At 71.1% G+C, this 25,509-nt stretch carries 16 protein-coding genes; 9 read left to right on the top strand and 7 right to left on the bottom strand.

What is annotated here, in order from left to right:
- The 8 genes from G5C51_RS23115 to G5C51_RS23080 all read left to right on the top strand — a co-directional run.
- Positions 1-1,921 (top strand): condensation domain-containing protein (locus G5C51_RS23115; protein WP_240929868.1); only part of this gene is annotated, 1,921 nt, incomplete at its 5' end.
- Between the two features lie 2 nt (positions 1,922-1,923).
- Entirely contained in the window at positions 1,924-8,931 is a 7,008-nt protein-coding gene (locus G5C51_RS23110) for a non-ribosomal peptide synthetase (RefSeq protein ID WP_165240088.1), read from the top strand.
- Positions 8,932-8,968: 37 nt separating this feature from the next.
- Entirely contained in the window at positions 8,969-9,550 is a 582-nt protein-coding gene (locus tag G5C51_RS23105) for a hypothetical protein (RefSeq protein WP_165240087.1), read from the top strand.
- Between the two features lie 182 nt (positions 9,551-9,732).
- The gene (locus G5C51_RS23100; RefSeq protein ID WP_165240086.1) at positions 9,733-10,275 is read left to right on the top strand and encodes a hypothetical protein; all 543 of its coding nucleotides are present in this window, start codon (positions 9,733-9,735) and stop codon (positions 10,273-10,275) included.
- A 5-nt stretch (positions 10,276-10,280) separates the two neighbouring features.
- Complete coding sequence (locus tag G5C51_RS23095; protein WP_240929869.1) at positions 10,281-11,432, top strand: efflux RND transporter periplasmic adaptor subunit; 1,152 nt, start codon at positions 10,281-10,283, stop codon at positions 11,430-11,432.
- Complete coding sequence (locus G5C51_RS23090) at positions 11,432-12,196, top strand: ABC transporter ATP-binding protein (RefSeq protein WP_165240084.1); 765 nt, start codon at positions 11,432-11,434, stop codon at positions 12,194-12,196. Before G5C51_RS23095 ends, G5C51_RS23090 begins: the two co-directional genes overlap by 1 nt.
- Entirely contained in the window at positions 12,193-13,395 is a 1,203-nt protein-coding gene (locus G5C51_RS23085) for an ABC transporter permease (RefSeq protein ID WP_165240083.1), read from the top strand. The genes G5C51_RS23090 and G5C51_RS23085 overlap by 4 nt, the downstream gene beginning before the upstream one ends.
- An 83-nt stretch (positions 13,396-13,478) precedes the next feature.
- Complete coding sequence (locus G5C51_RS23080; protein WP_165240082.1) at positions 13,479-14,816, top strand: cation:proton antiporter; 1,338 nt, start codon at positions 13,479-13,481, stop codon at positions 14,814-14,816.
- Here the strand turns inward: G5C51_RS23080 and G5C51_RS23075 are convergent.
- The 7 genes from G5C51_RS23075 to G5C51_RS23045 form a co-directional block, all read right to left on the bottom strand.
- Positions 14,729-16,282 (bottom strand): NCS1 family nucleobase:cation symporter-1, encoded by a 1,554-nt coding sequence (locus G5C51_RS23075; protein WP_165240081.1) that lies wholly within the window; start codon positions 16,280-16,282, stop codon positions 14,729-14,731. The two genes, G5C51_RS23080 and G5C51_RS23075, sit on opposite strands and share 88 nt — an antisense overlap.
- Entirely contained in the window at positions 16,279-18,978 is a 2,700-nt protein-coding gene (locus G5C51_RS23070; RefSeq protein WP_165240080.1) for an NACHT domain-containing protein, read from the bottom strand. Before G5C51_RS23070 ends, G5C51_RS23075 begins: the two co-directional genes overlap by 4 nt.
- Before the next feature lie 41 nt (positions 18,979-19,019).
- The gene (locus G5C51_RS23065; RefSeq protein ID WP_165240079.1) at positions 19,020-20,057 is read right to left on the bottom strand and encodes a zinc-dependent alcohol dehydrogenase family protein; all 1,038 of its coding nucleotides are present in this window, start codon (positions 20,055-20,057) and stop codon (positions 19,020-19,022) included.
- A 7-nt stretch (positions 20,058-20,064) separates the two neighbouring features.
- Positions 20,065-20,787: an SIR2 family NAD-dependent protein deacylase gene (locus G5C51_RS23060; protein ID WP_165240078.1), complete on the bottom strand. Its 723-nt coding sequence runs from the start codon at positions 20,785-20,787 to the stop codon at positions 20,065-20,067.
- A gap of 9 nt (positions 20,788-20,796) precedes the next feature.
- Complete coding sequence (locus tag G5C51_RS23055; RefSeq protein ID WP_165240077.1) at positions 20,797-21,198, bottom strand: hypothetical protein; 402 nt, start codon at positions 21,196-21,198, stop codon at positions 20,797-20,799.
- Positions 21,199-21,238: 40 nt separating this feature from the next.
- A complete protein-coding gene (locus tag G5C51_RS23050; RefSeq protein ID WP_165240076.1) occupies positions 21,239-22,417 on the bottom strand; it encodes an alpha/beta hydrolase in 1,179 nt (392 codons plus the stop codon).
- 176 nt (positions 22,418-22,593) lie between these two features.
- Positions 22,594-23,670: an ADP-ribosylglycohydrolase family protein gene (locus G5C51_RS23045; RefSeq protein ID WP_165240089.1), complete on the bottom strand. Its 1,077-nt coding sequence runs from the start codon at positions 23,668-23,670 to the stop codon at positions 22,594-22,596.
- Positions 23,671-23,833: 163 nt separating this feature from the next.
- Between G5C51_RS23045 and G5C51_RS23040 the strand changes: the two genes are divergently transcribed.
- A partial coding sequence (locus G5C51_RS23040; RefSeq protein WP_165240075.1) for an ATP-binding protein occupies positions 23,834-25,509 on the top strand: 1,676 nt, incomplete at its 3' end.

Here is a 25,509-nt window from a genome sequence, read left to right as displayed (position 1 = left end):
GACGCAGCTGCGCGAGCACACCGCCTCCCGCCTGCCGGAGTACATGATCCCGACCGTCGTCCCCCTGGAGGCCCTGCCGCTCACCCCCAACGGAAAGCTCGACCGCACCGCCCTCCCCGCCCCCGACGCCACCAGCAAGGAAGGACGTACCCCGGAGACCCACGCCGAGGAGACCCTCTGCACCCTCTTCGCCGAGATACTCAGCCTGGAGAAGGTCACCGTCGACGACTCCTTCTTCGAGCTCGGCGGCGACTCGATCATGTCGATGCTCCTGGTGTCCAAAGCCCGCCGAGCCGGGCTGGTGATCACCGCCCGGCAGGTCTTCGAGCACCCGACCCCCGCCGGCCTGGCAGCCGTAGCCGGTTCGGTGGCGGACGGCGCCGTCGTCGGCGGTGGCGACTCCGGGATCGGCGAGATACCCCTCACCCCGGTCATGCACGAACTCCTCGACCGCGCCGGCCCGGACAGCCTGGGTTACGTAGCCCAGTCCAACCTCGTGGTCACCCCGGCCGGCCTGGACTTTACGGTCCTCACCCAGGCCGTCCAGGCACTGGTGGATCACCACGACATCCTCCGCGCTCGCCTCGAAGTCGCCCCGCAGCGGCAGCTCATAGTGCCCGAGCCGACGGCGGCGCAGGCGGCGCCCTGGGTGCACCGAGTCGACGCGGCCGGGCTGGACGATGACGCGCTGCACCAGCTGATCGATGAGGAGTCCCGGGCCGCCACCCGCCGGCTGGACCCGTCGGCCGGTGTGATGGTGCAGGTGGTGTGGTTCGACCCCGGCCCGGAGGCGGCCGGGCATCTGCTGATCGTCATCGATCACCTGGTGGTCGATACCGTCTCCTGGCGGCTGCTGGTGCCGGACCTGGCGGAGGCCTATACGGAGCTGGCGGCCGGCCGGGACGTAGCACTCGAGCCGGTGCCGACATCATTCCGCCACTGGGCGCGCGAGCTCTCCGCACTGGCGACAACCGCCGGCCGACAGGCGGAACTCACCCAATGGACCGACTACCTGCGGGGCCCCGACCCGCTGCTGACCACGCAACCCGTGGACCCGGAGCGGGACTTCGAGTCCACCAGGCGTGAGGTCTCGGTGCGGCTTCCCGCAGCGGTCACGTCGGCGCTGCTCACCACCGTCCCGGCCGCCTTCCACGCCGGCATCGACGACATCCTCCTGACCGGTCTGGCCACCGCCCTCGCCGAATGGCGGCGGAAGCAAGGCCACAGCGCCGCCGGCACGCTCATCGACCTGGAAGGACATGGCCGCAATGCCTTGAGCGATGGTGTCGATCTGTCCCGCACGGTGGGCTGGTTCACCAGCGCCCACCCGGTACGGCTCGACGTCGGCGCGGTCGACCTCGCCGGGCTGCGGGCGGGTGGTCCGGCGGCGGGCCGGGCGGTCAAGCGGGTCAAGGAGCAACTCCGAGCCGTCCCCGGCGACGGCCTCGGCTACGGCATGCTCCGCCACCTCAACCCCGAGACCGCACCCGCCCTCGCGGCCCTGCCCGCAGCCCAGATCGGCTTCAACTACCTCGGCCGACTCGGCGGCACGAGGCCGGCCGACGGTCACGATGCGCAACCCGGCCGCATGCAGGACTGGCAGGTGGTCGGCGGTGGGGGTGGCGGCATCGATCCCCGGATCCCGGTGTCGCACGCCCTGGAGGTCATAGCCGCCGCCCATGAGCTGCCCGACGGCCCGGAGCTCACGCTGACCCTGGCCTGGCCGGAAGCGCTGCTGGCGGAGGCGGCGGTCCAGTCCCTGGCGGCCGGCTGGGCGGCCATGCTGACCGGGCTCGTCAGCCACATAGCCGATACCGGCAGTGGCGGCCATACCCCTTCCGATTTCCCGCTGGTGGAGATCAGCCAAGACGAACTGGACGACTTTGAAGCCACAGCGAAGCAGATCGAAGAGGGGGCGTGACCATGAATGAGTCTGCACTGGCCGGTGTCTGGCCGCTGTCACCGCTGCAGGAAGGCATGCTGTTTCACGCTCTGTTCGACGAGCGGGACACGGATGTGTATGTCGAGCAGATCACCATCGGGCTGGAGGGAAAGGTCGACGCCGACGTATTACGGAAGTCCTGGCAGGCGTTACTCGACCGGCACGAAAGCCTGCGGGCAGGCTTTCGGCGCCGGAATTCCGGCACACCGATCCAACTCGTCATGCGCCGGGCCGTGTTGCCCTGGCACGAGGAGGATGTATCGGGGCTTCCCGAGGACGAGGCATTGGCCGAGGCCGACCGGCTGGGGATCGCCGCGCGGGCGCAGCGCTTTGATCTGGCGGTGCCGCCGCTGCTGCGGATTCTGCTGGTGAAGCTGGCCCCGGACCGGTATCAGATGGTGTTCACGCTGCATCACATCCTGCTGGACGGCTGGTCGCTGCCGATTCTGATGCAGGAGCTGTGGACCGCGTACGAGGCGGACGGCAGTACGGCCGGCCTGCCCGAGGTCACTCCGTACCGGAACTATCTGGAGTGGCTGGGCCGGCAGGACAAGGAGGCCGCGCGCGAGGCCTGGCGCCGCGGGCTCGACGGAGTCGAGGGGCCCACACTGGTGGCTCCGGCGGTACGGGACGCGGCACCGGCGCACTGCGATGTCGTACCCGGTGAGGCGAGCGTCGAGCTGTCCGAGGCGCTGGAGCAGCTGACGCGTGCGCAGGGCGTGACCTTGAATACGGTGGTCCAGGCCGCGTGGGCGCTGGTGGTCGGGAAGCTCACGGGGCGCCGGGACGTCGTCTTCGGCGCAGCCGTGGCTGGGCGGCCTGCTGACCTGCCGGGCATGGAGCGGATGCTGGGGCTGTTCATCAACACCGTTCCGGTCCGCGTGCGATTCGATCCCGCGCAGTCGGTCGCGGACCTGCTGACCGAGTTGCAGGGGCAGCAGTCGGCTTTGATGGATTATCAATATCTCGGGCTGAGCGACATTCAACGGCTGGCCGGGCCGGGCGCCACTTTCGATACCTTGATGGCCTTCGAGAACTTCCCGTCAGGAGCGAATGCGCAGGAGCCGCCGCCGGATGAAGACGGGGAACTGCCCCAGCCGGGTGGACTGAAGATAGTCGATGCGGGGGTTCGGGAATCCACCAATTACCCGCTGGGGTTGGTGGTGAGCCCGATGGGTGGGCTCGGGGCGCGGTTGAGCTATCGGCCGGATGTGTTTGGTGAGGGGGCGGCGCGGGCCGTTCTTGACCAGCTGTTCCGGGTGTTGGAGGGGATGGCGGCGGATCCGCAGGGGCGGGTTGGCCGGTTGGATGTGCTGGGGGCGGCGGAGCGGGTTGAGGTCGTCGAGAGCTGGAATGCCACGGCGCGGGAGGTGGCGTCGGGGACGTTGGGGGAGCTGTTCGCGGCCCAGGTGGAGCGGTCGCCGGATGCGGTCGCGGTCGTCGGTGCCGATGTGAAGTGGTCGTATGCGGAATTGGCTGACCGGTCGGATCGGGTGGCGTGTGAGCTGATTGCGCGGGGTGTGGGGCGCGGGGATCTGGTCGGGGTGGTGATGGAGCGCTCGGCGGATCTGGTGGGGGTGTTGCTGGGTGTGGTGAAGGCGGGTGCGGCTTTCGTGCCTGTCGACCCTGCCTATCCGCGGGAACGGATTGCGTTCATGCTGGGCGATTCGGCTCCGGCGCTGGTGGTGTGCACGGCGGCTACTCAGGAAGTGCTGCCTGCCGGGGCGGCGCGATGGGTGTACGGCGTTGAAGAGGCGCCTCGCTCGGGCCGGATCGCCCCGCCTGTAGCCGGCCGACCGGAGGATGCGGCGTATGTGATCTATACATCCGGGTCGACCGGCACCCCCAAGGGTGTCGTGGTCACTCACAGCGGTATCGGGAATCTTGCGGCCAGTCAGGTGGAGCGGTTCGGCGTCGAACCGGGTTCGCGGGTGCTGCAGTTGGCGTCGTTGAGCTTTGACGCGGCGGTGTCGGAGCTGTGCATGGCGTTGCTGTCGGGGGCGTCGTTGGTGATGGCCGGGGCTGATCGGCTGCCGCCGCACGGATCATTGACCGAGGTGGCCTCCGCGTTCGAGGTCACGCACGTAACGGTGCCGCCGTCAGTGCTGGCGACGGTAGAGGAGCTACCGGCCGCGGTGCGCACTCTCGTGGTGGCCGGCGAGGCGTGCAGTCCAGGGCTGGTCGAGCGGTGGTCGTCGGGCCGACGGCTGGTCAATGCGTACGGTCCGACGGAAGTGACCGTCTGCGCGACGATGAGCCAGCCGCTCTCACCGACAGACGAGGGCCCAGTGCCCATCGGGCAGCCGATCGGCAACACCCAGGCGTATGTGCTGGACGACTTCCTGCAGCCGGCCGCCATCGGTGTGACAGGTGAGCTGTACGTCTCAGGCCCAGGTCTGGCACGCGGCTACCTCGGCAAGCCGACCCTGACCGCGGAACGCTTCATCGCCTCCCCCTTTCCCACCGGAGATGAGGCCGCCGAGCGGATGTACCGGACCGGCGACCTGGCCCACTGGACCCCTGACGGAAACCTGGTATTCGCCGGCCGCGCAGACGAGCAGGTCAAGATCCGCGGCTTCCGCATCGAGCCCGGCGAAATCGAATCCCTCCTCACCGCCCACGAGTCCGTCGCCCAGGCAGCAGTGATCATCCGCGAGGACCGCCCCGGCGACAAACGCCTCATCGCCTACGTCACCCCCGCCCACGATCAGCAGACAGACGTATCCGCGCTACGCGAGCACGCCCGCGACCGCCTTCCCGACTACATGATCCCGACAGCCATCGTGCCGCTGGAGTCCCTCCCCATCACCGTGAACGGCAAGCTCGACCGAGCCGCCCTCCCTGCCCCCGACTTCGCCGCCGTCACCGGCGGCACGGGCAGCCGCGGGCCGGCCACACCGCTGGAGGAAGTGCTCTGCGGCCTCTTCGCCGAGGTACTGGGCCTGGAACAGGTCGGCGCCGAGGCATCGTTCTTCGACCTCGGCGGTGACTCACTCCTCGCCATGCGCCTGATCGCCCGTATCCGCGCGGTGCTCGACACCGAGCTCGCCATCAGCGACCTCTTCGCCGCGCCGACGGTCGCCGAGGCGGCCCGGCTGATCGACGCCGATGACGGCACGGGGCGGGCGGCACTGACCCGCCGCCCGCGGCCCGACGTGCTGCCGCTCTCGTACGCGCAGCAACGGATGTGGTTCCTCAACCGCCTCGAGGAGAACGACCCCGAAGCCGGCGCGGCCTACAACATGCCCATGGCGCTGCGGCTGTCGGGAGAACTCGACACCGCAGCCCTCGAAGCCGCACTCGGCGACGTCGCCGACCGGCACGAGAGCCTGCGGACGATCTTCCCCGAAACCGAGGGCACCCCCCGCCAGCAGGTGCTGGAGGGTGCCGTCGGCCGACCGCCCCTCGTCGTCGCGGACACCCCGGCGGAACAGGTCGACGCGGTCATCGCGGCGCAGACCAGCCGCGGTTTCGATCTGAGCGTGGATCTGCCGTGGCGGATCAGGCTGCTGGCGACCGGCCCGGCCGAGCACGTCCTGCTCATCGTCGCGCATCATGTCGCCGTCGACGGCTGGTCCATGGGCGTACTCGCCCGCGACCTCGGTGCCGCCTACACCGCACGGCGCGAGGGCCGAGCGCCGGAGTGGCAGCCGTTGCCGGTGCAGTACGCCGACTACGCGCTCTGGCAGCGCGAGGTGCTGGGTGAGCTCGACGATCCCGGCAGTCTCATCAGCGGGCAGCTCGCCTATTGGCACGATGCCCTGGCCGGCGCACCCCAGGAACTGCCGCTGCCGGCCGACCGGCAACGACCGCCCGTGGCCTCGTTCCAGGGGAACACGGTGCCGGTGCGGGTGGACGCGCAGACGCACGAACGGCTGGTGGGACTCGCCCAGCGCAGCAAGGTGACCACGTTCATGGTCCTGCAGGCCGCGCTCGCGGCGCTGCTGTCCCGGATGGGTGCCGGTGACGACATCCCGATCGGCACCGCGGTCGCCGGCCGCGGCGACGCCGCGCTGGATGATCTGGCCGGTTTCTTCGTCAACACCCTGGTGCTGCGCACCGACCTCAGCTCCGATCCGCCGTTCACCGAGCTGCTGGGCCGGGTCCGGGAGGCCGACCTGTCCGCCTACGCCCACCAGGACCTGCCGTTCGAGCGCGTGGTGGAGGACCTCAACCCGACCCGGTCCATGGGGCGCAATCCGTTGTTCCAGGTCTCCCTGGGTGTGCAGAGCGCTTCCCAGGATCAGGGCCGGCTCTGGGACCTTCCGGGTCTGCGGGTACGGCCGCTGGCTCCCGACTCCGGGCCGGAGTCCGTACCGGCCCGGGTGGATCTGTCGGCGGAGCTGTCCGAGCAGCGTGACGGGGACGGTCGCCCGGCGGGCATCGGTGGCGTGCTGCTGTATGCGACCGACCTGTTCGACGAGGGTACGGCCGAGGCGCTGGCCGCTCGCTTCGTGCGGCTGCTGGAGCAGGTCGTATCCGATCCGGCGGTGCGCCTGAGCGCCATCGACGTGCTGGGTGAGGGCGAGCGCGCCCTACTGGTGGAGGGGTGGAACGGCGTCGCACCGCAGGTGCCGGTCAGGTCGCTGGGGGAGTTGTTCGCGGCCCAGGTGGGGAGGTCGCCGGACGCGGTGGCGGTCGTCGGGGCGGAAGCCGCATGGTCGTACGCCGAGCTCGACGCGGTCGCCGCGCGGGTGGCGGCGGAGCTGGCCGAGCGAGGCGTTGGGCGTGGTGACCTCGTCGGGGTGGTGATGGAGCGGTCACCCGACCTGATCGGGGTGTTGCTGGGTGTGGTGAAGGCGGGTGCCGCCTTCGTGCCCGTCGATCCGTCCTATCCGCGGGAGCGGATCGCGTTCATACTGGCCGATTCCGCGCCGGCGCTGGTCGTGTGCACGGCGGCCACCCACGAGTTGGTTCCGGCCGGCGCCGCCCGGCTGCGCTACGACGACCCGCAGGTGGCCGAGGCCATGGCGGCTCGTCCCCCGGAATTCCCGGCGGTGACCGGCCGGCCGGAGGACCCGGCCTACGTGATCTACACGTCCGGCTCCACCGGCACGCCGAAGGGCGTGGTCGTCAGCCACAGCGGCATCGCCAATCTCGCGGCCACCCAGCAGCACGACCTCGGGGCGGGTGCCGGTGCACGCGTCCTGCAGCTGGCCTCGCTCAGCTTCGACGCCGCCGTCTGGGAGCTCTGCATGGCGCTGCTCAGCGGTGCCGCGCTGGTGGTTCCGGGGGTGGACCGGCTGCCGCCGCATGGATCGCTCGCCGAGGCCGCGGCCGAGTTCGGGGTGACGCATCTGACGGTGTCGCCCTCGGTGCTGGCGACGGTGGAGGATCTGCCGGCCGGCCTGCGGACCCTTGTCGTCGCGGCGGAGACCTGCCCGCCGGCGCTGGTGGAGCGGTGGTCGGACCGGCGGGTGATCAATGCGTACGGTCCGACGGAGACGACCGTCTGCGCGACGATGACCGGGCCGCTGGCGGACGTGGGGGACGGGCCGGTGCCCATCGGCCGTCCGTTCGGCGGCACGCAGGTCTATGTGCTGGATGAGTTCCTGAAGCCGGCGGCGGCGGGTGTGACGGGCGAGCTGTATGTCGCCGGCCCGGGACTGGCCCGCGGCTACCTCGGCAGGCCGGCACTGACCGCCGAGCGCTTCGTGGCCTCACCGTTCGCCTCCTCGGGCGGGCGGATGTACCGGACGGGCGACCGGGGCCGGTGGACCGGCGCGGGGCAGCTGCAGTTCGCCGGCCGTACGGACGATCAGGTCAAGATCCGCGGATTCCGGGTGGAGCCGGGAGAGATCGAGGCGGTGCTCGGAGCGTACGAGGCCGTCGCCCAGGTCACGGTGATCGCCCGGGAGGACCGGCCGGGGGCCAGGCGGCTGGTCGCCTACGTGGTCCCGGACGCGGGCCGCGAGGTAGAGGTGCCGGCGCTGCGGGAGTTCGCGGCCGGCCGGCTGCCCGACTACATGGTCCCGACCTCGGTGGTGGTCCTGCCGGCGCTCCCGGTCACGGCCAACGGAAAGCTGGACCGGGCCGCGCTGCCCGCGCCGGACGCCGCCGACCTGGGTGGCCGCGAGCCCCGGACGCCGACGGAGGAGGTGCTGTGCGGGCTCTTCGGCGAGGTGCTCGGGCTGGAGCGGGTGAGCGCCGAGGTGTCGTTCTTCGATCTGGGCGGAGACTCGCTGCTGGCGATGCGGCTGATCGCCCGGATCAGGGAAGCCCTGCAGGCCGAGGTGAGCATCCGCGCCCTCTTCACCGCGCCCACCGTCGAGGCGGTGGCCCGCTCGCTGAGCGGCGGTGACGGTGCCGCGGACCTCGGGCTGCTGCTGCCGCTGCGGACGGAGGGCGATGCCGCCCCGGTGTTCTGCGTTCACCCGAGCACCGGGCTGAGCTGGTGCTACTCCGCGCTGGTCGACCGGCTTCCGCAGGACCGTCCGGTGTACGGGCTGCAGGCACGCGGTTACGGCGCCGGCGAGCAACTGCCGGAATCGGTGGTGGAGATGGCGGCGGATTACGTCGAGCAGATCCGGACCGTCCAGCCGGCGGGGCCGTATCACCTGCTCGGCTGGTCCTTCGGCGGAGCCGTCGCGCAGGCGATGGCGACGCGGCTGCAGGAGCTGGGCGAGGAAGTGGCCCTGCTGGTCAGCCTCGACGGCTATCCCGCCGGTGCGGACGGGCCTGCCGGCGGGGCGGTGGGGGAGCGGCGGCCGACGGCGCGGATCCTCTCCGAGATCCAGCGGGTCAACGCGAACAACCTGCGGCTCCTGCGGGACTTCCGGCCGGCGGTCTTCCGCGGTGACCTGCTGCTCTTTGTGGCGGCGGAGGGCGGTCGTCCGGACTCCGTAACGCCGGCCGTGGCCGCCGGGAGCTGGGATTCCTATGTCGATGGGGCGGTGGAGGGCGTACTCATCAATTCCGACCACGACGGGATGATGAAGCCGAAGCCGCTGGCGGAAATCGCCGGGTTGATTTCGGAGAAGCTCGCGTAGCAGTAGAAGAATTCAGGTGTATGCAAGGGGAGGAATCATGGATTCTGTCGAAGAGAAGAAGACGGGCAGCGAGAGAGGGGTGGGGCGGACCGGTGTCCTGATCGTTGTTCTGGGCGTTTTCCTGTCCGCCGCACTGGTGGCCGCCGGTCTGACCTTCGCGGTCAACGCCGGCGATTCATCGGACAAGGGTGACGAGAGCGGGTCGGCGGCCGGAGAGGGGGCGGGGTCGATGCGCGACAAGAATGTGGCCTTCGCCGAATGCCTGCGGAAGAACGGGGTTCCGGATTATCCGGACCCCGACAAGGCGGGCACGCTCAGGCTCGAGCCGGGGTCGAAGGTGAACATCGACGGAGCGGCGTACAAGAACGCCGAGCGGGTCTGCATGAAGGACGCGCCGCCCGCAGGTCAGCGACAGGGTGCGCCGCCCGCCGGGGCCGGCGAGCCGCGTCGGCCCGATCCCGCGAAGTATGTCGAGTGCATGCGGAAGAACGGCATGCCGAAGTTCCCCAAACCGGACAACCGGGGCATGTTCACGGGTGTTGATCTCGATTCGCCCGAATACAAGACCGCGCAGAAGGCCTGCGAGAAGCTGCTGCCGGGTCCGCCGCCGCCCTCCTGACCTGCATCCTCTTCCCGCTGGAGAGCGAAACCGTGTCGAAACCGCTGCTCCCGTAGAAAGGAGTGGTGCAGAAAACTCCGAGAGTAGTGGAGACGGAAATGGTCGCTACGGCGGAATGTGAAAACGATCTGAAAACGGAAAGGAAGCGCCGATTCGGTCGAGTTGGCGCTTCGGTGGCCCTGATGGCGGGTCTCGCACTGCTCACCGGAGCCTGCGGGGAGGACACGCCGAGTAATGCCGTGGCGAGCGCGGAGGGCGGGAAGAGCTCCGATTCTCCCAGCGGCCAGGGCGAAGGCAAGGGCGACCCGGTGAAGTACGCCAAGTGCATGCGCGAAAAGGGGATCGCGAAATTCCCCGACCCGGACTCCAAGGGCGGCATGATCATGCCCGAGGGCGTCGACCCCCAGTCGGAGACCTTCAAGAAGGCGGAAGCCGACTGCAAGGAATACCGCGGCGCCGACCGGATGGGCGGCGGACAGGGCGGCGGCTGGTCCACGAAGGAGCAGGTCAAGTACGCCGAGTGCATGCGTGAGAACGGCATCAAGAAGTTCCCGGACCCGGACCCCGCCAAGGGCGGCAGCATGCTGGGCGAAGGCAGCGGCGTGGACCCCGACTCGGCACAGTTCCTGAAGGCGGACAAGGCCTGCGCACAGTACAAGCCGCAGGAGCTGCAGAACGGGCCCAACAAGGGCAAGGGGCTCGGTGACCCGGGGGCCGGGTCGTGAGCACCATGCAGACCTCGCAGGAGCAGGAGAAGGAGAAGGCGCAGACGAGCCCCCCGGAGAGTGCGGAGCCGGGCCCGAAGACGCGGCGTTCCCGGCGCGGCCTGAAGGCGTCCGTGGCGGTGGCCCTGATGGCCGTGACGGGTGGGGCGATCGTGGCGACCGACCCGTTCGAGGCCCGGACGCCGGCGGCCTCGACGGAGGACAGCATCCCGACCGGGACCGCGACGGTCACCAAGGGCACGCTCTCCGCCCGTACCCAGGAGAACGGAACGCTGGGCTACATGGGCTCGTACGACGTGGTCAACAAGGCCAACGGCACCGTGACAGGGCTTCCCGCCCAGGGTGAGGTGATCCGGCACGGCAAGCCGCTCTACCGGGTGGACGGCAAGCCGGTGTATCTGCTGAAGGGCTCCGCGCCGGCCTACCGCGAGCTGTCCAGGGAGATGGAGGGCCCCGACGTCCGCCAGCTCAATGCCGCACTCGTCGGCCTCGGTTACGCCACCAAGAGCCAGATCGACCCAGACTCCGACTACTTCGGCTGGCAGACCTACTACGCCCTGAAGGAGCTGCAGGAGAAGCTCGGGCTGAAGGAGACCGGGAAACTGCCCCTCGGGCAGGCGGTGTTCCTGCCGGTCACGGAGCTGCGGGTGACCAAGACCGAGGCGGTGAACGGCACCCCGGCGGCACCCGGCAGAACCATCGTGCAGGGCACCTCCACGAAGCGGGAGGTCTCCATCGAGCTGAGCGCGAGCCAGCAGGCCAAGCTGGCGGTCGGCGACAAGGTCACCATCACGCTGCCCGACGGCAAGACCACCGACGGCAAGGTGTCGAAGATCGGGAAGGTGGCGACCCAGGGGAAGGACAAGACCACCATCGACGTCAAGATCCAGCCGACCGACCCGAAGGCGACCGGCAGCCTCGACAAGGCCCCGGTGCAGGTGTCCATCGTCTCGGACACGGCGAAGAACGTGCTGATGGTGCCGGTCGACTCGCTGCTCGCGCTGTCCGGCGGCGGCTATGCCGTGGAGGCCGTACGGCCCGGCGGCACCCGCAAGCTGATCCCGGTGGAGACCGGGCTGTTCGACGACGACACCGGCAAGGTCCAGGTGACCGGTGACGGCCTCGCGGTCGGGCAGAAGATCGTGGTGCCAGGCTGATGTCCGGGCTGGATACGGAAACCAGGGTGGCCGGCGAACAGCACACCGCCGAACCGGTCATGCAGCTCGACGAGGTCACCAAGGTCTATCCCGGGGCTTCGCCCGTGGTGGCGCTGGACCGGGCGAGCTTCACCATCAACCGGGGGGAACTGGTCGCGATCGTCGGCCCGTCGGGCTCCGGGAAGTCCACGCTGCTGCAGGTGATGGGCAGCCTCGACCGCCCCACGTCGGGCACGGTCCGCATCGTCGGCGAGGACGTTGCCGCCATGTCGGACCGGGCCCTGGCGGGCATGCGGGCGACCCGGATCGGCTTCGTCTTCCAGCAGTTCTTCCTGGCCGAACATGCCACGGCGCTGGAGAACGTCGCCGACGGGATGCTGTATTCGGGCGCCCGGCACAGCAAGCGGATGGAAGCCGCGGCCGTGGCGCTTGACCGGGTCGGGCTGCGCCACCGGATCCACCACCTGCCGACCCAGCTGTCCGGCGGGGAGCGGCAGCGGGTCGCCATCGCCCGGGCGCTGGCCGGCAACCCCGCGATCGTGCTGGCGGACGAGCCCACCGGCAACCTCGACAGCAAGAACGGCGCATCGATCTTCAATCTGCTCACGGAGCTCAACGCCGAGGGCGCCACCCTCGTCGTCATCACCCACGACCGGTCGCTGGCCGAGCAGTTGCCGCGGCGCATCGAGGTCCTCGACGGCCACATAGTCAGCGACATCGGCCCCGGGGACCAGGAACCGCAGATGGAAAGGCGGCAGCCATGACCGTGACGGCTCCCCCTCCCGGCCGGCTGCACGTCTCGGACGTGGCCAGGACGGCCAGCGTCGGGCTGCGCACCCGGCGGATGCGGGCCGCGCTGTCGGCCCTGGGCATCGCCATCGGCGTCGCCGCGATGGTCGCGGTGCTCGGCCTGTCCGCCTCGTCACAGGCCGGGCTGCTCGCCGAGATCGACAAGCTGGGCACCAATCTGCTGACGGTGCAGCCGGGGCAGACCCTCAGCGGCGAGGACGCCAAACTGCCGGTCAAGGCGCCGAAGATGATCGGCCGTATCGGCCCGGTCGAAACGGTCGAGAGCACCGGAAAGATCGAGGGCAGCGTCTATCGCAATCCGCATATCCCCAAGGTCAATTCCAATGGCCTCAGCATCACCGCGGCGAGCCTGGGCCTGCCGGAAGCGGTGCGCACGACCGTGGCCCAGGGCAGATATCTCAATGCCGCCACCGCGCAGCAGCCGGTCGTGGTGCTCGGCTCCGAGGCCGCCACCCGGCTCGGCATCTCCCGGATTCACTCGGGGATGCGCATCTGGATCGAGGGGCAGTGGTTCTACGTCGCCGGCATCCTCAACTCCGCGAAGCTGACGCCCGCGATCGACTCCTCGGTGATGGTCGGCTTCCCGGCCGCGCAGAAGTATCTGGAGTTCGACGGCCATCCGTCCATGATCTATGTGCGGACCGCGGTCGATCAGGTCACCGAGGTGCAGGGTGTGCTGGCCGGTACGGCCAACCCGGAGAAGGCCGATGAGGTCAGCGTCAGCCAGCCGTCCTCGACCCTCGAGGCCCGGGCCGCCACGCAGTCCGCGCTGAACGGCCTGTTCCTCGGTCTCGGCGCGGTGGCCCTGCTCGTCGGCGGCATCGGGGTCGCCAACACCATGGTCATCTCCGTACTGGAACGCCGGTCCGAGATCGGCCTGCGACGAGCGCTGGGCGCCACCAAGGGCAATATCCGCCTGCAGTTCCTCGCCGAGGCGATTCTGCTCGCGGCGCTCGGCGGCGTGGCCGGGGTGGCACTCGGGGGCGCGGCCACCATGACGTACGCGAATGTGAAGGGCTGGGAGACGGTGGTCCCGGTGATGGCCTGGGCCGGCGGGCTCGGCGCGGCGGTCGCCATCGGCGCCATCGCCGGACTGCTGCCGGCGCTCCGCGCGGCCCGGATGCAGCCCACCGAAGCGCTGCGCACCGTCTGAGCAGCACCATTGCCGCCCGGCATGCGGACAGGTCGCCGCGTGCCGGGCGCACCGCTGATTCATGGAGGGGAAGGGTGGGGGGCATGCTGGCGGCCGACGGCTCCTTGGATTCCGCCGTCCGGGGCGGGCTGATCAGCCTTGCCGTGATCTTCCCCGCTGCCTTTGTGTGCGGCCGCATCGCACGGCGGCTGCGGCAGCCGACCGTCATGGGGGAGATCATCGCCGGGCTGCTGCTGGGGCCCAGTCTGCTTGGCCTGCTCCCCGGGGAGCTGTCCCAGGCGCTCTTTCCCGCCGAGGCCCGTCCCTTTCTGCACATGATGGCCCAACTGGGCCTGGTCTTCTTCATGTTCGGCGTCGGCTATCACCTGGAGGTGTCGCACCTCCGCGGCCGCGGCCGCCAGGTATGCGCGATATCCCTCGGCTCCGTCGCCCTGCCGTTCGGCCTGGGCGCCGGCCTGGCCGTCCTGCTCTTCCCCTGGATGGACAAGTCGCAGCTGAGCACGCCGGGACTGCTCGGTCCCACGCTGTTCCTGGGCGCCGCGATGTCCATCACCGCCTTCCCGGTGCTGGCGCGCATCATCGCCGAGCGCGGCCTGGCGCGTCAGCCCATCGGCAGCCTGGCGCTGGCCAGCGCGGCCCTTCAGGACCTGCTCGCCTGGGGAATCCTGGCCGCCGTGATCGTCGTCGTGGAGGCGACCGGCACCTGGCCGCTCGTCCGGATGGGGATTCTGGCGGCCGTCTTCGTCCTCGGCATGCGGTACGCGGTGCGCCCCGCGCTCCGCTGGCTGCTGGCTCCCGCACGCCGCTGGGCGAGCAGCTCACTCACCCATGCCGTCCTGATCAGCGGCCTGCTGCTGAGCGCCTGGGCCACCGACGTCATCGGCCTGCACAGTGTGTTCGGGGCCTTCGTCTTCGGCGCCGTCGTCCCGCGCGGGCACATCGACGCCCACGCACCGGAAGTGCCGGAACGCATGGACCAGTTCAGCCTGATCCTGCTCCCGGTCTTCTTCACCGTCACCGGGCTGTCGGTGCAACTCCACCGGCTCGGCGCGCACGGCCTGCTCATGCTGCTCGCGGTGCTCGTGGTGGCCTGCGCCGGAAAGTTCGCCGGCGCCGCGGGCACGGCGCGCCTGACCGGGGCCACCGCCCGGGAGTCGGTCGCCCTGGGGGTGCTGCTCAACGCCCGCGGCCTCACCGAACTCGTCCTGCTCAACGTCGGGCTCGGCCTGGGGGTGATAGACACCCGCCTGTTCACTGTCATGGTCGTCATGGCGGTGCTCACGACGCTCATGACCGGCCCGCTGCTCGGGCGGGCCCTGCCCGGCGGGATGGGTCAGGCGGACGAAGACGTGGAGCGCGGCCTGAAGCTGAGCAGCGAGTACAGCACCAAGGCGGCGCCCAGTCCGACCGCCCAGCCGTAGTCGGCGAGGGGCTTCAGGAAGGGGATCAGGCCGTCGGCCGGGAACGGGCCCAGCTTCTCGCCCTTCGCGTTCACCGTGGAGTACGAACCGCCCACCGCGAGGGTGCCGCCGACGAGGAAGGCGAACAGGGCGCGCAGGTTCCAGCCGCCCCGGTACCAGTAGCGGCCCTGGCGGTCGTACAGGTCGGCGAGGTGGAGATGGGTACGGCGGATGATCCAGTAGTCGGCGATCATGACCCCCGCGACGGCGCCCAGCAGCCCGCCGACCGTACCGAGCCACGTGAAGATGTACAGCTCGGGCGATGACGTGAGCTTCCACGGCATCACCAGGACACCGACCACACCGGTGATCAGGGCGCCGGTGCGGAAGTTGATGAACTTCGGGAGCAGGTTGGACAGGTCGTAGGCGGGTGAGACGACGTTGGCGGCGATGTTCACCGAGATCGTCGCCACCATGACCGTGATGAGACCGAAGAGCAGGCCGAAGACGTTGTCCGTCTTCGCGGCGAGCTGGACCGGGTCCCAGATGGCCGCGCCGTATACGGCCTGGGAGCCGGAGGTCACCAGGACCGACATGAGCGCGAAGGCTGTCATCGTGGTGGGCAGACCGAGCGACTGCCCCCACACCTGGGCCCGCTGGCCCTTTCCGAAGCGGGTGAAATCCGGAATGTTGAGGGACAAGGTCGACCAGAAGCCGATCATCCCCATGAGGGCAGGGAAGAACACCGGCCAGAAGTCCGCCCCCCAGCCGAGCTTCGACGGCTGGTCGAGCAGCGGGCCGAAGCCGCCGACCTTATTGGCGATCCATACCAGCAGGACCACGGCCCCCACCAGCACGAACGGTGCCGCCCAGTTCTCGAAGCGGCGCAGCGCGTTCATGCCCCGGTAGATGATGGCCAGTTCCAGCACCCAGAAGATCAGGAAGCACAGCCACAGCGTCCACGGATAGCCGCCGATCTCCCCGGCCTCGGTCCAGCCGCCGAATATCTTCCCCAGCAGCAGGAAGATGCCCTGCCCGCCGATCCACGTCTGGATGCCGAACCAGCAGCAGGCGACGGCCGCCCGGATCAGCGCGGGCAGATTCGCCCCGCGCAGCCCGAACGAGGAGCGCACCAGCACCGGGAAGGGGATGCCGTACTTCGGCCCCGCGTGCCCCGTCAGCAGCATGGGGAGCAGCACAATGACGTTCGCCAGCGCGATGACGAACACCGCCTGCTTCCAGTCCATGCCGAGTGCCACCAGGCCGGAGGCCAGCGTCCAGGACGGGATGTTGTGGGCCATCCCGATCCACAGGGCGGTGTAGTTGTACGTGCCCCAGGTGCGGTCCTGCACGCGGATGGGCAGCAGGTCGTCGTTGGCGAACCGCGGGTCGTCGGGCGTCACGCCGTCGGCGAGGGAGACCCGCCCGTCGGGGTGGGTGATCTGAGTGTCCGGCGGTTCCGGGGTGGTGGGGCTGATCGAGGTCAACGGCTGTCCTCTCCTGGTGAAGTCGGCGGCTCCGGCGGCCCGGTCACCCGGATGCCCTCCGGTACGCCGCGCGGTGCGGGCAGCCCGTCGCTGACGTGCAGGGTGTGCAGGGACTTGAACGACGACAGCCACTCGAAGGTGACCTGCAGGTCGTAGTGGAGCCACAGGTTGGTCAGGTGGGTGGGGGCCAGCGGCTCGGTGAGCTCCTCCGGGTCGAGGTTGCCGGTGATCTTCAGCAGCGGACGGCCTTTCAGATCCGCCAGCGCCTTCGCCTCCTCGGCGTCCGAGACCGGGAAGAAGAGGTCGGCCGTGCCCAGATGGGCGATGATCTCTTTCGCGTAGCGCCCCGTGTCGTAGCGGTGCCACGCCCCCGCCAGCTCCGCGCGAATGTCGTGGCGGGTGCGGTCGCGCAGGCCGGTCAGGTAGTCGATGGCCATCTCGTCGCGCACGGACGTCGCCGTGATGGCGAGGAGCAGGGCGTCGTCGTCGGAGGCGGATGCCGTGTCGTGGAGCGAGTGCAGGATTTCCAGGACGATCGGGCCCATCCAGCCGAGGCGGCGGGCGGCGACCGGGTCGTTGGGCTGGACGATGCTGCGGGCGTAGCGCTCGACGCGGGCGCGTACGGCCGGGTCGATCTCGCTGATGTGTTCCAGGCAGGCGGCGGCCAGGAGTTTGCGGTGCGGGCCGGCGTCGCCGTGCAGGTCGCGGGAGGTGGGGCCGATCATGCGGTCCAGGAGGTCCGCGCACTCGGCGGGGCGGGCGAGGGCGAAGGCCATGCGGATGACGTCCTCCCAGTCGGTGCGGTGGGAGTTGTTCAGGAGCAGGTCGAAGTCCTCGCGTTGTACGGCCGCCTCCGCGGCCAGGTAGTCCTGGAATGTGCGGTGGATGAAGTCGACCGTATCCGGGGTCGGTTCGCGGAGCAGGCCGGTGCGGTCCAGCAGATGGCGGTAGATCGTCTCGGCGTCGTGTCCGGCCGCGTCCGGGACAGCCGGCAGATGCTCCGCCAGGGTGCGGATCGCCGTCGAACGCTTCATCTCCGAGCGGCCGTTGACCAGCATCCAGTGGGCCAGCTTGTGCAGCAGCCGCACCTTGGGCTGGCGCTGCAGGTCGATGCCGTCGACGGGGGCCATGGCGCGCTCCGGGTCGCGGCGCTCCAGCAGCATGCTCATCGCGGCCTCGTAGAGGTCCTTGCGGCCGCGCGGCAGGTAGCCGTTGCGGTCCAGGTGCAGGGCGCAGAGCAGGCCGCACATCAGCGGGTTGGTGGCCAGTCTGCCCAGGTCGCGGGTGATGCGGACGGCCTTCAGGAGGGACTGCTCGTGGTGGTCGAGGACGCCGAGGTCGTGCTCGAGCAGGATCGCGTCGGAGGGTGTGGCGTCCGCGGGTTCCGCCCCGGCCGCCGTACGCTCCGGCAGGGCGCGGCGGGCGGCCTCGCGGGCCGAGCGGTGCCAGCGGCGGATGAACGAGGCCACCTCCTCGCGGCCCATCGGGGCGAGCTGCAGCTCGCCGAAGTCCTCCTCGCGGAGCCAGTCCTCCGGTACGGCCGAGGGGCGGGTGGTGACCAGCCAAACGTTGCCGGGGTAGACCCGGTTCCAGTCGCCGAGCAGCCGCTTCAGCTGCTCGCGCTCCGCCTCGGGGGCCTCGTCGACGCCGTCGATCAGCAGCAGGCCGCGGCCGGCGGTGAGCACTCGGTCGGCCCACCCTGGCGGCTGTGAGCCGGCCCGCGGATAGCCCGCCGCCTCCAGGAACTGCTCAGGAGCGGGAAAGCCCTCGTGCGCGAAGCGCCGTACCGGCAGCAGGAACGGCACCCGGAACGACAGGTCCCCCGGCAGCTCGCCGCGGGCCGTGCACACCGCCAGCCACTGCAGCAGCGTCGTCTTGCCTGAGCCCGCCTCGCCGCGCACCAGCACCCGGGTGCGGTCCTTCAGCTCCAGTGAGACCGGCAGTCCCGGCTCGGAGGAGGCCGGGTCGGTCGGCTCGCAGCGCAGGTCGAGATAGGCGGTGTCCAGCGGCCAGGAGCGGGGGGAGTGGGCGAGGTCGATGCCGTAGATGGTGAGCTGGTTGTGCAGGACGGCGATGTCCCGCTTGTAGCGGCGCTCGAAGGCGGCGTCCTCGCTGGTACGGGACGGCAGCCGGTCGGCGAGGCGGGTGTAGCGGTCCTCGAGGTCGGCGATGTATTGCCCGTACGCCACCAGCGTCGCCGTCTCGAACTGCTTCTGCTTGCTGAAGAACTCCAGGATGTGCCGGGCCGCCAGCTCCAGCAGCAGCCGGTACAGCAGCGTGCCCTCCTCGGTCAGCTCCCGCTCGACGTCGGGCGCCCGCGACCGCAGCTCCGCGGCGAAGGCGTCCGGGCGCAGGCCGAGCGCCTGGACGTCGTCCATCTCGACCTCGCCCATGGCGTGCAGGGTGCGGGCGAGGGCGTCGGTGACGGCCTGGTCCTCGTCGGCGGCGATGGGGCGTTCGCGTAATTCGGCACCGGCTCCGCCACCCCCGCCGCCGACCGCGCGGCGCACCAGCTCCGCCGCGATCTTGTCGAGATCGCGCTCGGTGAGGGTGGACGCGCCCTTCTGCGGCAGCCAGCGGCGGATCCGGATCGGGGTGTCCACATATCCGGCGCCGGGCTTCTCGACGAAGATCTTGGTGATCGCGGCCTCGACGGCCCTCTGGGTGAGCCGGCCGATGACGAGGGAGAGATCCATCCGTCCATGCTCCCCGTAACCACCGGGACAATAAAGGCCAGTTACGAACTCGGGGCAATGACCGTGACGCCTGTGCGGAAGCCGTGGCCCAGCTCGGCCAGGGCCTCCGGCGCGGCGTCCAGGTCGATCGTGCCGGCGATCAGCTCCTGGGGGCGCAGGGCGCCCGCGGTGACCTGGCGCAGCATCTCCGGGTAGGCGTGCGCGGCCATGCCGTGGCTGCCGATCAGCTCCAGCTCCTGGCCCATGACCAGGCCCATCGGTACGGGCGTGGTGCCCTGCGGGATCCAGCCGACCTGGACGTGCCGGCCCTGGCGGCGGAGGCTCGCCACCGAGCCCGCGCAGGTGGCGTCGGAGCCGAGGGTGTCGAGGGAGAGGTGGGCGCCGCCGCCGGTGGCGTCGCGTACGGCCGTGGCGGCGTCGCCGTCGGCGGCGTTCACGGAAACCGCCGCCCCGAACTCGTGCGCCAGCCGCAGTGCTTCGGCCGAGATGTCCACGGCGACGACCCGGGCCCCCGCCGCGGCCGCGATCATCACCGCCGACAGTCCGACGCCGCCGCAGCCGTGCACCGCCACCCATTCGCCCGCCCGCAGCCGGCCCTGCTGCAGCACGGCGCGGTAGGCGGTGGCGAAGCGGCAGCCGAGGGCGGCGGCGGTGGCGTACGAGAGGCCGTCGGGGAGGGCGATCAGGTTGGCGTCGGCGTGGTGCACGGGCACGTACTCGGCGAAGGAGCCCCAGTGCGTGAAGCCGGGCTGCTCCTGTCGCTCGCAGACCTGCTGCTGGCCCCGCGCGCAGGCCGGGCAGCGGCCGCAGGCGCAGATGAACGGGACGGTGACGCGGTCGCCCTCGCGCCAGCCGCCGGTCACGCCGTCGCCGACCGCCGCGATGACGCCGGCGAACTCGTGCCCGGGGACGTGCGGGAGGCTGATCGTGTCGTCATGGCCCATCCAGCCGTGCCAGTCGCTGCGGCACAGCCCGGTCGCCTCGACCCGCAGCACGACGCCGCCGGGCGGCGGGGCCGGGTCGGCGACGTCCCGTATCGCGGCCGGCTTGGCGAACTCCTCGAAGACGACGGCACGCATGCGGCTCTTACAGCTCCTTCAGCAGGGCGGGCAGGGAGGTGCCGATGGGCTCGCGGATGACGCGGTCGGCGAGGGGGTCGTACGGGGTGGGCTCGGCGTTCACGATGATCAGCCGGGCGCCGTGCTCCGCCGCCATGCCGGCGAGGGACGCCGCCGGCTGCACCTGGAGGCTGGTGCCGACGGCGATGAAGACGTCGGCGGCCTTGGCCACCGCGACCGCCTCGGTGAGCACGGCCGGGTCCAGGGACTCGCCGAACATCACGGTGGCGGACTTCAGGATCCCGCCGCAGGCGCGGCACCCCGGGTCCTCCTCCCCGGCGGCCACCCGCTCGAGCGCGGCCGCCATCGTGCCCGTTGCGCCGCATTCGGTGCAGACGACGGTGCGCGAACTGCCGTGCAGCTCCAGCACTTTCCGGTCCGGCAGCCCGGCACGCTGGTGCAGCCCGTCGGTGTTCTGCGTGATCACGCGCAGGGGCCTGCCCTCGCGCTCCAGCGCGGCGACGGCCTGATGCGCGGCGTTCGGCTCCGCCTTCCAGGCCGGGCTGGAGGCACGCAGCTGCCAGGAGCGGCGGCGGATGTCGGGATCCGACATGTAGTAGTCGTACGTGACGAGCTTCTCCGCCTCCGGATCGCGCCGCCATACGCCGTTGGGGCCGCGGTAGTCCGGGATGCCGGAGTCGGTGGAGATGCCGGCGCCACTGAGGATCGCTACGAGAGGGTTGGCGGACATGACGCCAGCCTAAGGGCGCTGCATGTAGTCCACGACGCCCTCGAGCGGGCCGCCCTCCTTGCCGCGTTTACGGCGGAGGTGGCCGCGCCGGCCCGCGTACAGCACCAGCGGCGTCCAGACCACCGCGCCCGCGATCGCCCAGCCCGCGCCATCGTGCGTCCAGTACGCCGCACCCAGGAAAAGGGCCGCGCCCGGCAGCAGCGAGAGCAGCGCCAGCCAAAAGGCGCCGTTGTGCAGGATGGCCACCGCGACCACGAAGGCCAGGCTCGCCACGAAGCCGATCGCGAACGCCACGAACTCCGGCAGGGCGGAATCGAGGAGGGCAAGCCCTCCCGCGATCGCCCACCCGGCGAGCGCGACCAGCAGCGTCCGGGTGAGCGACCGGGCAGCGGAGGGCGGCTGAGAGCTCATGCCGCCCAGCGTACGCGGGCCGGGATCAGCAGGGCCGGGATCAGCCGGCCGGCGTCGTCCAGCCCGCCGGGCAGGCCGGGCCGCCGGAGCCGTAGGCGAGCGATATGAAGTTCTTCAGCTCGGGCGTGAAGGTGGTGAAGTCGTGCGAGCCGGGGCCCGTGCAGTAGCGGTGCGCGACGCCCTTGGCCTTCAGGGCCTGGTGCATATTGTTCGTCCACTGCCACACGTCGGTCTCGCCCGAGGTGCCCTTGCTGCCGTCCGCCTTTCCGCCGCCGCCGTAGATCGCGAGCTTGCCGCCGTACGCGGCGTACTTCTGCGGGGTTTTCTCGGCGACCTGCACCGGGTTGAACGACTCCCAGTTCACCGAGGCGGTGCCGGGCGGGCCGAAGATCGCCGCGGTGCGCTCCGCCGGACCGGGGTTGTCGGGCAGCAGGTACTTCCAGTAGTTGCCCGCGTCGCCCTCCGTGCCAAGCTTGTAGAAGCGGGCACCGTAGCTCGTCGTGCCGTCGTTGATGATCTGCTGGTGGTCGGCGCGGCGGATGTCCGTGCCACCCGACAGGTCGCCGACGGCGGAGAACAGGCCGTTGTACTGCGCGGCGTATTTCAGCGCCCCGTAACCGCCCATGGACACACCCGCGATGGCCCGGCCGGACTTCGTCCCGCTGGTGCCGAAGTTGGCGTCCACCCAGGGCACCAGCTGCTTGATGTGGAAGGTCTCCCACAACGGTGCGAAATTCCCGTACGTGTGGCCCCGCCAGTCGTTGTAGAAGCCCGACTTTCCGCCTTCGGGCATGACGACTATGCCCTTGAAGCCGGTGTCGGCGACGGTCTGCCTGATGTTTCCTGCGGTGGACCACTGCAGATAGTCGGAGGCGCCGCCGTGCAGCAGGAAAAGCACCGGATAGTCGGCGGACGGGCTGTATCCGGCCGGGAGATACACCCGCACTCGCACCGGCTTCTGCACCGGGTCTATCTGCGGCGCTCCCGGGCCGCGCGGCGTGAACAGCGCGCCCGTGGTGAGCTCGGCCTCGCAGAGCCGGCCGTCGTGGTCGGGCACGACCGTCCAGTTCCGGAGCGTGAGGCCGTTCGAGGTCCCGGCGGTCAGGTCCCCGCAGGGCGCGGGCGCGGCGGCCGCCTGGCCGGCGGGCAGGGCGCCGAGGAGCAGCCCGATGGCCGCCACGACGGCGGATAACCAGGCGCGCGTGGAAAGGTGTCTCATCTTGACGTGTCCCCCCAAAGAATCCGTGCGACGGATACGACGCATACGACGGATGCAACGATGCAACGCAATTGCAGGATCAGGTGTAACAGCCCGCACTGACATCCGCGTACAACGAGGGGTCTACCGCGGTAGTTGACACGTCGACGCACGAATTCCGCATGCCCTGCCACTGCTCACGATGACAATTCCGCGATCCGCAGCGTCCGTTCCGCCAGCCCGGCGATGCTCGACCCGTCGCACCCGAAGACCGCGCTGCGCACCGTGTCCTCCAGCGGCGCCGTCCACTGCGGCGGCAGCGCCGCCGCGCCGCACAGCACGCCGGCGACCGAACCGGCCGTCGCACCGTTGGAGTCGGTGTCGAGGCCGCCGCGGACCGTCAGCGCGACGGTCGGGGTGAAGGCGCCCTCGCCGTAGAGCAGGCCCGCGGTGATGACGGCGGCGTTCGGCTCGACGTGGATCCAGTGCCGGGCGCCCTCGGGCGCGGTCTCGGCCAGCGTCTGTGCCCAGGGCGCGCCCTGGGCGTGCAGCTCGGCGGTGCGGCGTACGGCACGGGCGAGGCCCGACTCGGTGGGTACGACCCCGAGCGCCGTCTCGACCGCGGCGCCGGGGGACGGCGCCGTGAAGGCCGAAGCCACCAGCGCCGCCGCCCACATCGCGCCGTAGACCCCGTCGCCCGTATGCGAAAGCTGCGCGTCCTTGCGGGCCAGCCCCGCCGCCCGCTCCGGGTCGCCGGGGCAGACCCAGCCGAAGATGTCGGCGCGGATCAGGGCGCCGATCCAGTCCTGGTACGGGTTGTCCGTGGTCGCCGTCTCCGGCGGGGCGAGGCCGTCGACCAGATTGCGGTACGCCACCCGCTCCGCCGTGAAGACCTGCCGGTACGGGAGGTGCTCCAGCCACAGCGCGCCGACCTGCTCGGTGGTGAAGCCGAAGCCGTGCCGCTCCAGCAGCTCGAGGCCGAGGATCGCGTAGTCGACGTCGTCGTCGCGGCAGGAGCCGTGGATGTTGCCGCGGGTGCACTCCGGCCACTCCGGGCGCAGCTTGAAGTCGTGCTCGTGCGGTCCCGGCGGCGGGATGTAGCCGCTGAGCGGGAGGGCGCCGGTCAGGCGCAGGTAGTGGTCGATGCGCTCGCGGGTCCAGTAGTCGCCGTCCTCGACCGGCTTGCCCAGCATGTTCCCGGCGATCCGGCCGAGCCAGCCGCCGAGCACCTTGTCGCCGATGTCGCTCACCTGCACCACCCCACCTTCCAGCATCCGCCCGCCGCGCCCGGAGCGCATCTCGGCGCGGTGGCGTGACGTGATCGCCCTGTGTCACATGTGGTCACATTGTGTCAGTGGTGTGGAGGAGAACTTCCTTATAAGGTCACTGAGTTGACCAACGGCGTACCCCCGCACCGCGCCCCGAGGAGTCCGCACGATGACCGCGCAACAAGCCGCTGCCCGCCCGCATGCGGCCCGTACCCTCTGGGCATTTCTCCTGACCGCGCTCGCGGCCGCGGCACTGGTGCTGTGGGCGGTCGTCGCGGCCCCCGAATCGTTCCGCACGGTGACCGCCTACGGCGGCGGCGGCGCGGGGCTCGCCCTGGCGATCGCCGTCACGCTCGCCGTCCGCTACCGCGACCGGTACCGGGCCGGCCGCCTGCAGCTCGCCGCCGAGGCGGGCGCCGCGGCCAACGCGTCCGCCGCCATGGCCGCCGACGCCGCCCGGTTCGCCGACGAGACGGTGCCCGCCGTGCTGGCGCAGCTGGGCAAGGGCTCGTCCGCGGACACCGCCGTGTCCGGGGTGCGGATGCCGGACAACGAGGCGTACGTACGCGCGCTGCGCGCCATCGCCGAGGAGGCCGCGCGCAGCGAGAACCGCCGGGCCGCCGCCATGGCCGCCTGCGCCAACGCCGCGGGCCGGATGCAGGCCATGGCCACCGGTATGCTCGCCGACCTGCGCGAGATGGAGAACCGGCACGCCGACGGCGACATCCTCGGCGACCTGCTGCACCTCGACCACCGCACCGCCCAGGCCGGGCGGGTCGCGGACTCCATCGCGGTGCTGAGCGGGGCCCGTTCCGGGCGGCGGTGGGCGAAGCCGATCGCGATGGAGTCGATCCTGCGCGGCGCCATGGGGCGGATCGCGGGCTACCAGCGGGTGCGGCTGCGCTCGGTCGCCGACATCGCGGTCGCCGGACACGCCGCCGAGGGCGTCATGCACGTCCTGGCCGAACTCCTCGACAACGCCTGCAACTTCGCGCCGCCCACCACCGAGGTGCACGTCTACGTGGCCGAGGTGCCGGCCGGCGCCGCGGTCACCGTCGAGGACGCCGGCCTGGTGATGAGCGAGACCGCGCTGCGCCGCGCCGAGCGGGCCGTGTCGGGCCCGCCGGGGGACCTGTCCACGCTGACCGGCACCCGGCTGGGGCTCGCGGTCGTCGGTCACCTGGCGTACAAGCACGGCCTGACCGTGAACTTCCGGCCCTCGGCGATCGGCGGCACGGGCGTCGTGGTGATGATCCCGCAGGAGCTGATCAGCCGGGTGCCGGAGAGCCTGCCGGCAGCGGAGGACCGTGCGGCGGCGGCGGGCGTTGCGGTGGCCGCGCCGGCGGTACGGGAGCGGGCCGGCGGTCATCCGGAGGAGCAGCACGGGGCGGCCGACGATGGCGGCCATGTCGCGGCGCGGGTACGGGAGGCCGCCGGAGCCGGAGCCGGAGCCGGAGCCGGAGCCGGTGAGACCGCCCACCGCGCCGACCGGCCCGCCGTGGAGCCCGAGCCCGCCGACTTCGCGCTCCCGGGCCTGCCGCAGCGACGCCGTGGCCGCGCCCTGGAGGCCGCGCACCCCGACGGCCTCCCGGGCGAGCGCGAGCGGGACCGGCCCGAGCGGCCGCCGCGGTCCGACCGCGGCGGGCTCGAACGCGCGGGTTCCGCGGCCCGGTTCGGCGCCTTCCACCGCGCCGTGACCGGCGAGAAGGACGCGGCGAAAGACGTGGCGAAGGACGCGGCGAAGGACGCGCCTCCCGCCGGCGGCGACTCCGTCGCCGCGGCCGCTGACTCCGCCGCCGCGGCCGCCGACCCTGCCGCCCCGGTCGCCGACCCCGCCTCCAAGAC

The organism is Streptomyces coryli, assembly GCF_011044975.1.
GTDB lineage: Bacteria > Actinomycetota > Actinomycetes > Streptomycetales > Streptomycetaceae > Streptomyces > Streptomyces coryli.
This window is presented reverse-complemented; position numbering and strand designations above follow the sequence as displayed.

Coding starts and splice junctions, on each gene's coding strand:
- G5C51_RS23110 (WP_165240088.1), top strand. CDS start 1,924: ATGAATGAGTCTGCACTGGCCGGTGTCTGGCCGCTGTCACCGCTGCAG.
- G5C51_RS23105 (WP_165240087.1), top strand. CDS start 8,969: ATGGATTCTGTCGAAGAGAAGAAGACGGGCAGCGAGAGAGGGGTGGGG.
- G5C51_RS23100 (WP_165240086.1), top strand. CDS start 9,733: ATGGCGGGTCTCGCACTGCTCACCGGAGCCTGCGGGGAGGACACGCCG.
- G5C51_RS23095 (WP_240929869.1), top strand. CDS start 10,281: ATGCAGACCTCGCAGGAGCAGGAGAAGGAGAAGGCGCAGACGAGCCCC.
- G5C51_RS23090 (WP_165240084.1), top strand. CDS start 11,432: ATGTCCGGGCTGGATACGGAAACCAGGGTGGCCGGCGAACAGCACACC.
- G5C51_RS23085 (WP_165240083.1), top strand. CDS start 12,193: ATGACCGTGACGGCTCCCCCTCCCGGCCGGCTGCACGTCTCGGACGTG.
- G5C51_RS23080 (WP_165240082.1), top strand. CDS start 13,479: ATGCTGGCGGCCGACGGCTCCTTGGATTCCGCCGTCCGGGGCGGGCTG.
- G5C51_RS23070 (WP_165240080.1), bottom strand. CDS start 18,978: ATGGATCTCTCCCTCGTCATCGGCCGGCTCACCCAGAGGGCCGTCGAG.
- G5C51_RS23065 (WP_165240079.1), bottom strand. CDS start 20,057: ATGCGTGCCGTCGTCTTCGAGGAGTTCGCCAAGCCGGCCGCGATACGG.
- G5C51_RS23060 (WP_165240078.1), bottom strand. CDS start 20,787: ATGTCCGCCAACCCTCTCGTAGCGATCCTCAGTGGCGCCGGCATCTCC.
- G5C51_RS23055 (WP_165240077.1), bottom strand. CDS start 21,198: ATGAGCTCTCAGCCGCCCTCCGCTGCCCGGTCGCTCACCCGGACGCTG.
- G5C51_RS23050 (WP_165240076.1), bottom strand. CDS start 22,417: ATGAGACACCTTTCCACGCGCGCCTGGTTATCCGCCGTCGTGGCGGCC.
- G5C51_RS23045 (WP_165240089.1), bottom strand. CDS start 23,670: ATGCTGGAAGGTGGGGTGGTGCAGGTGAGCGACATCGGCGACAAGGTG.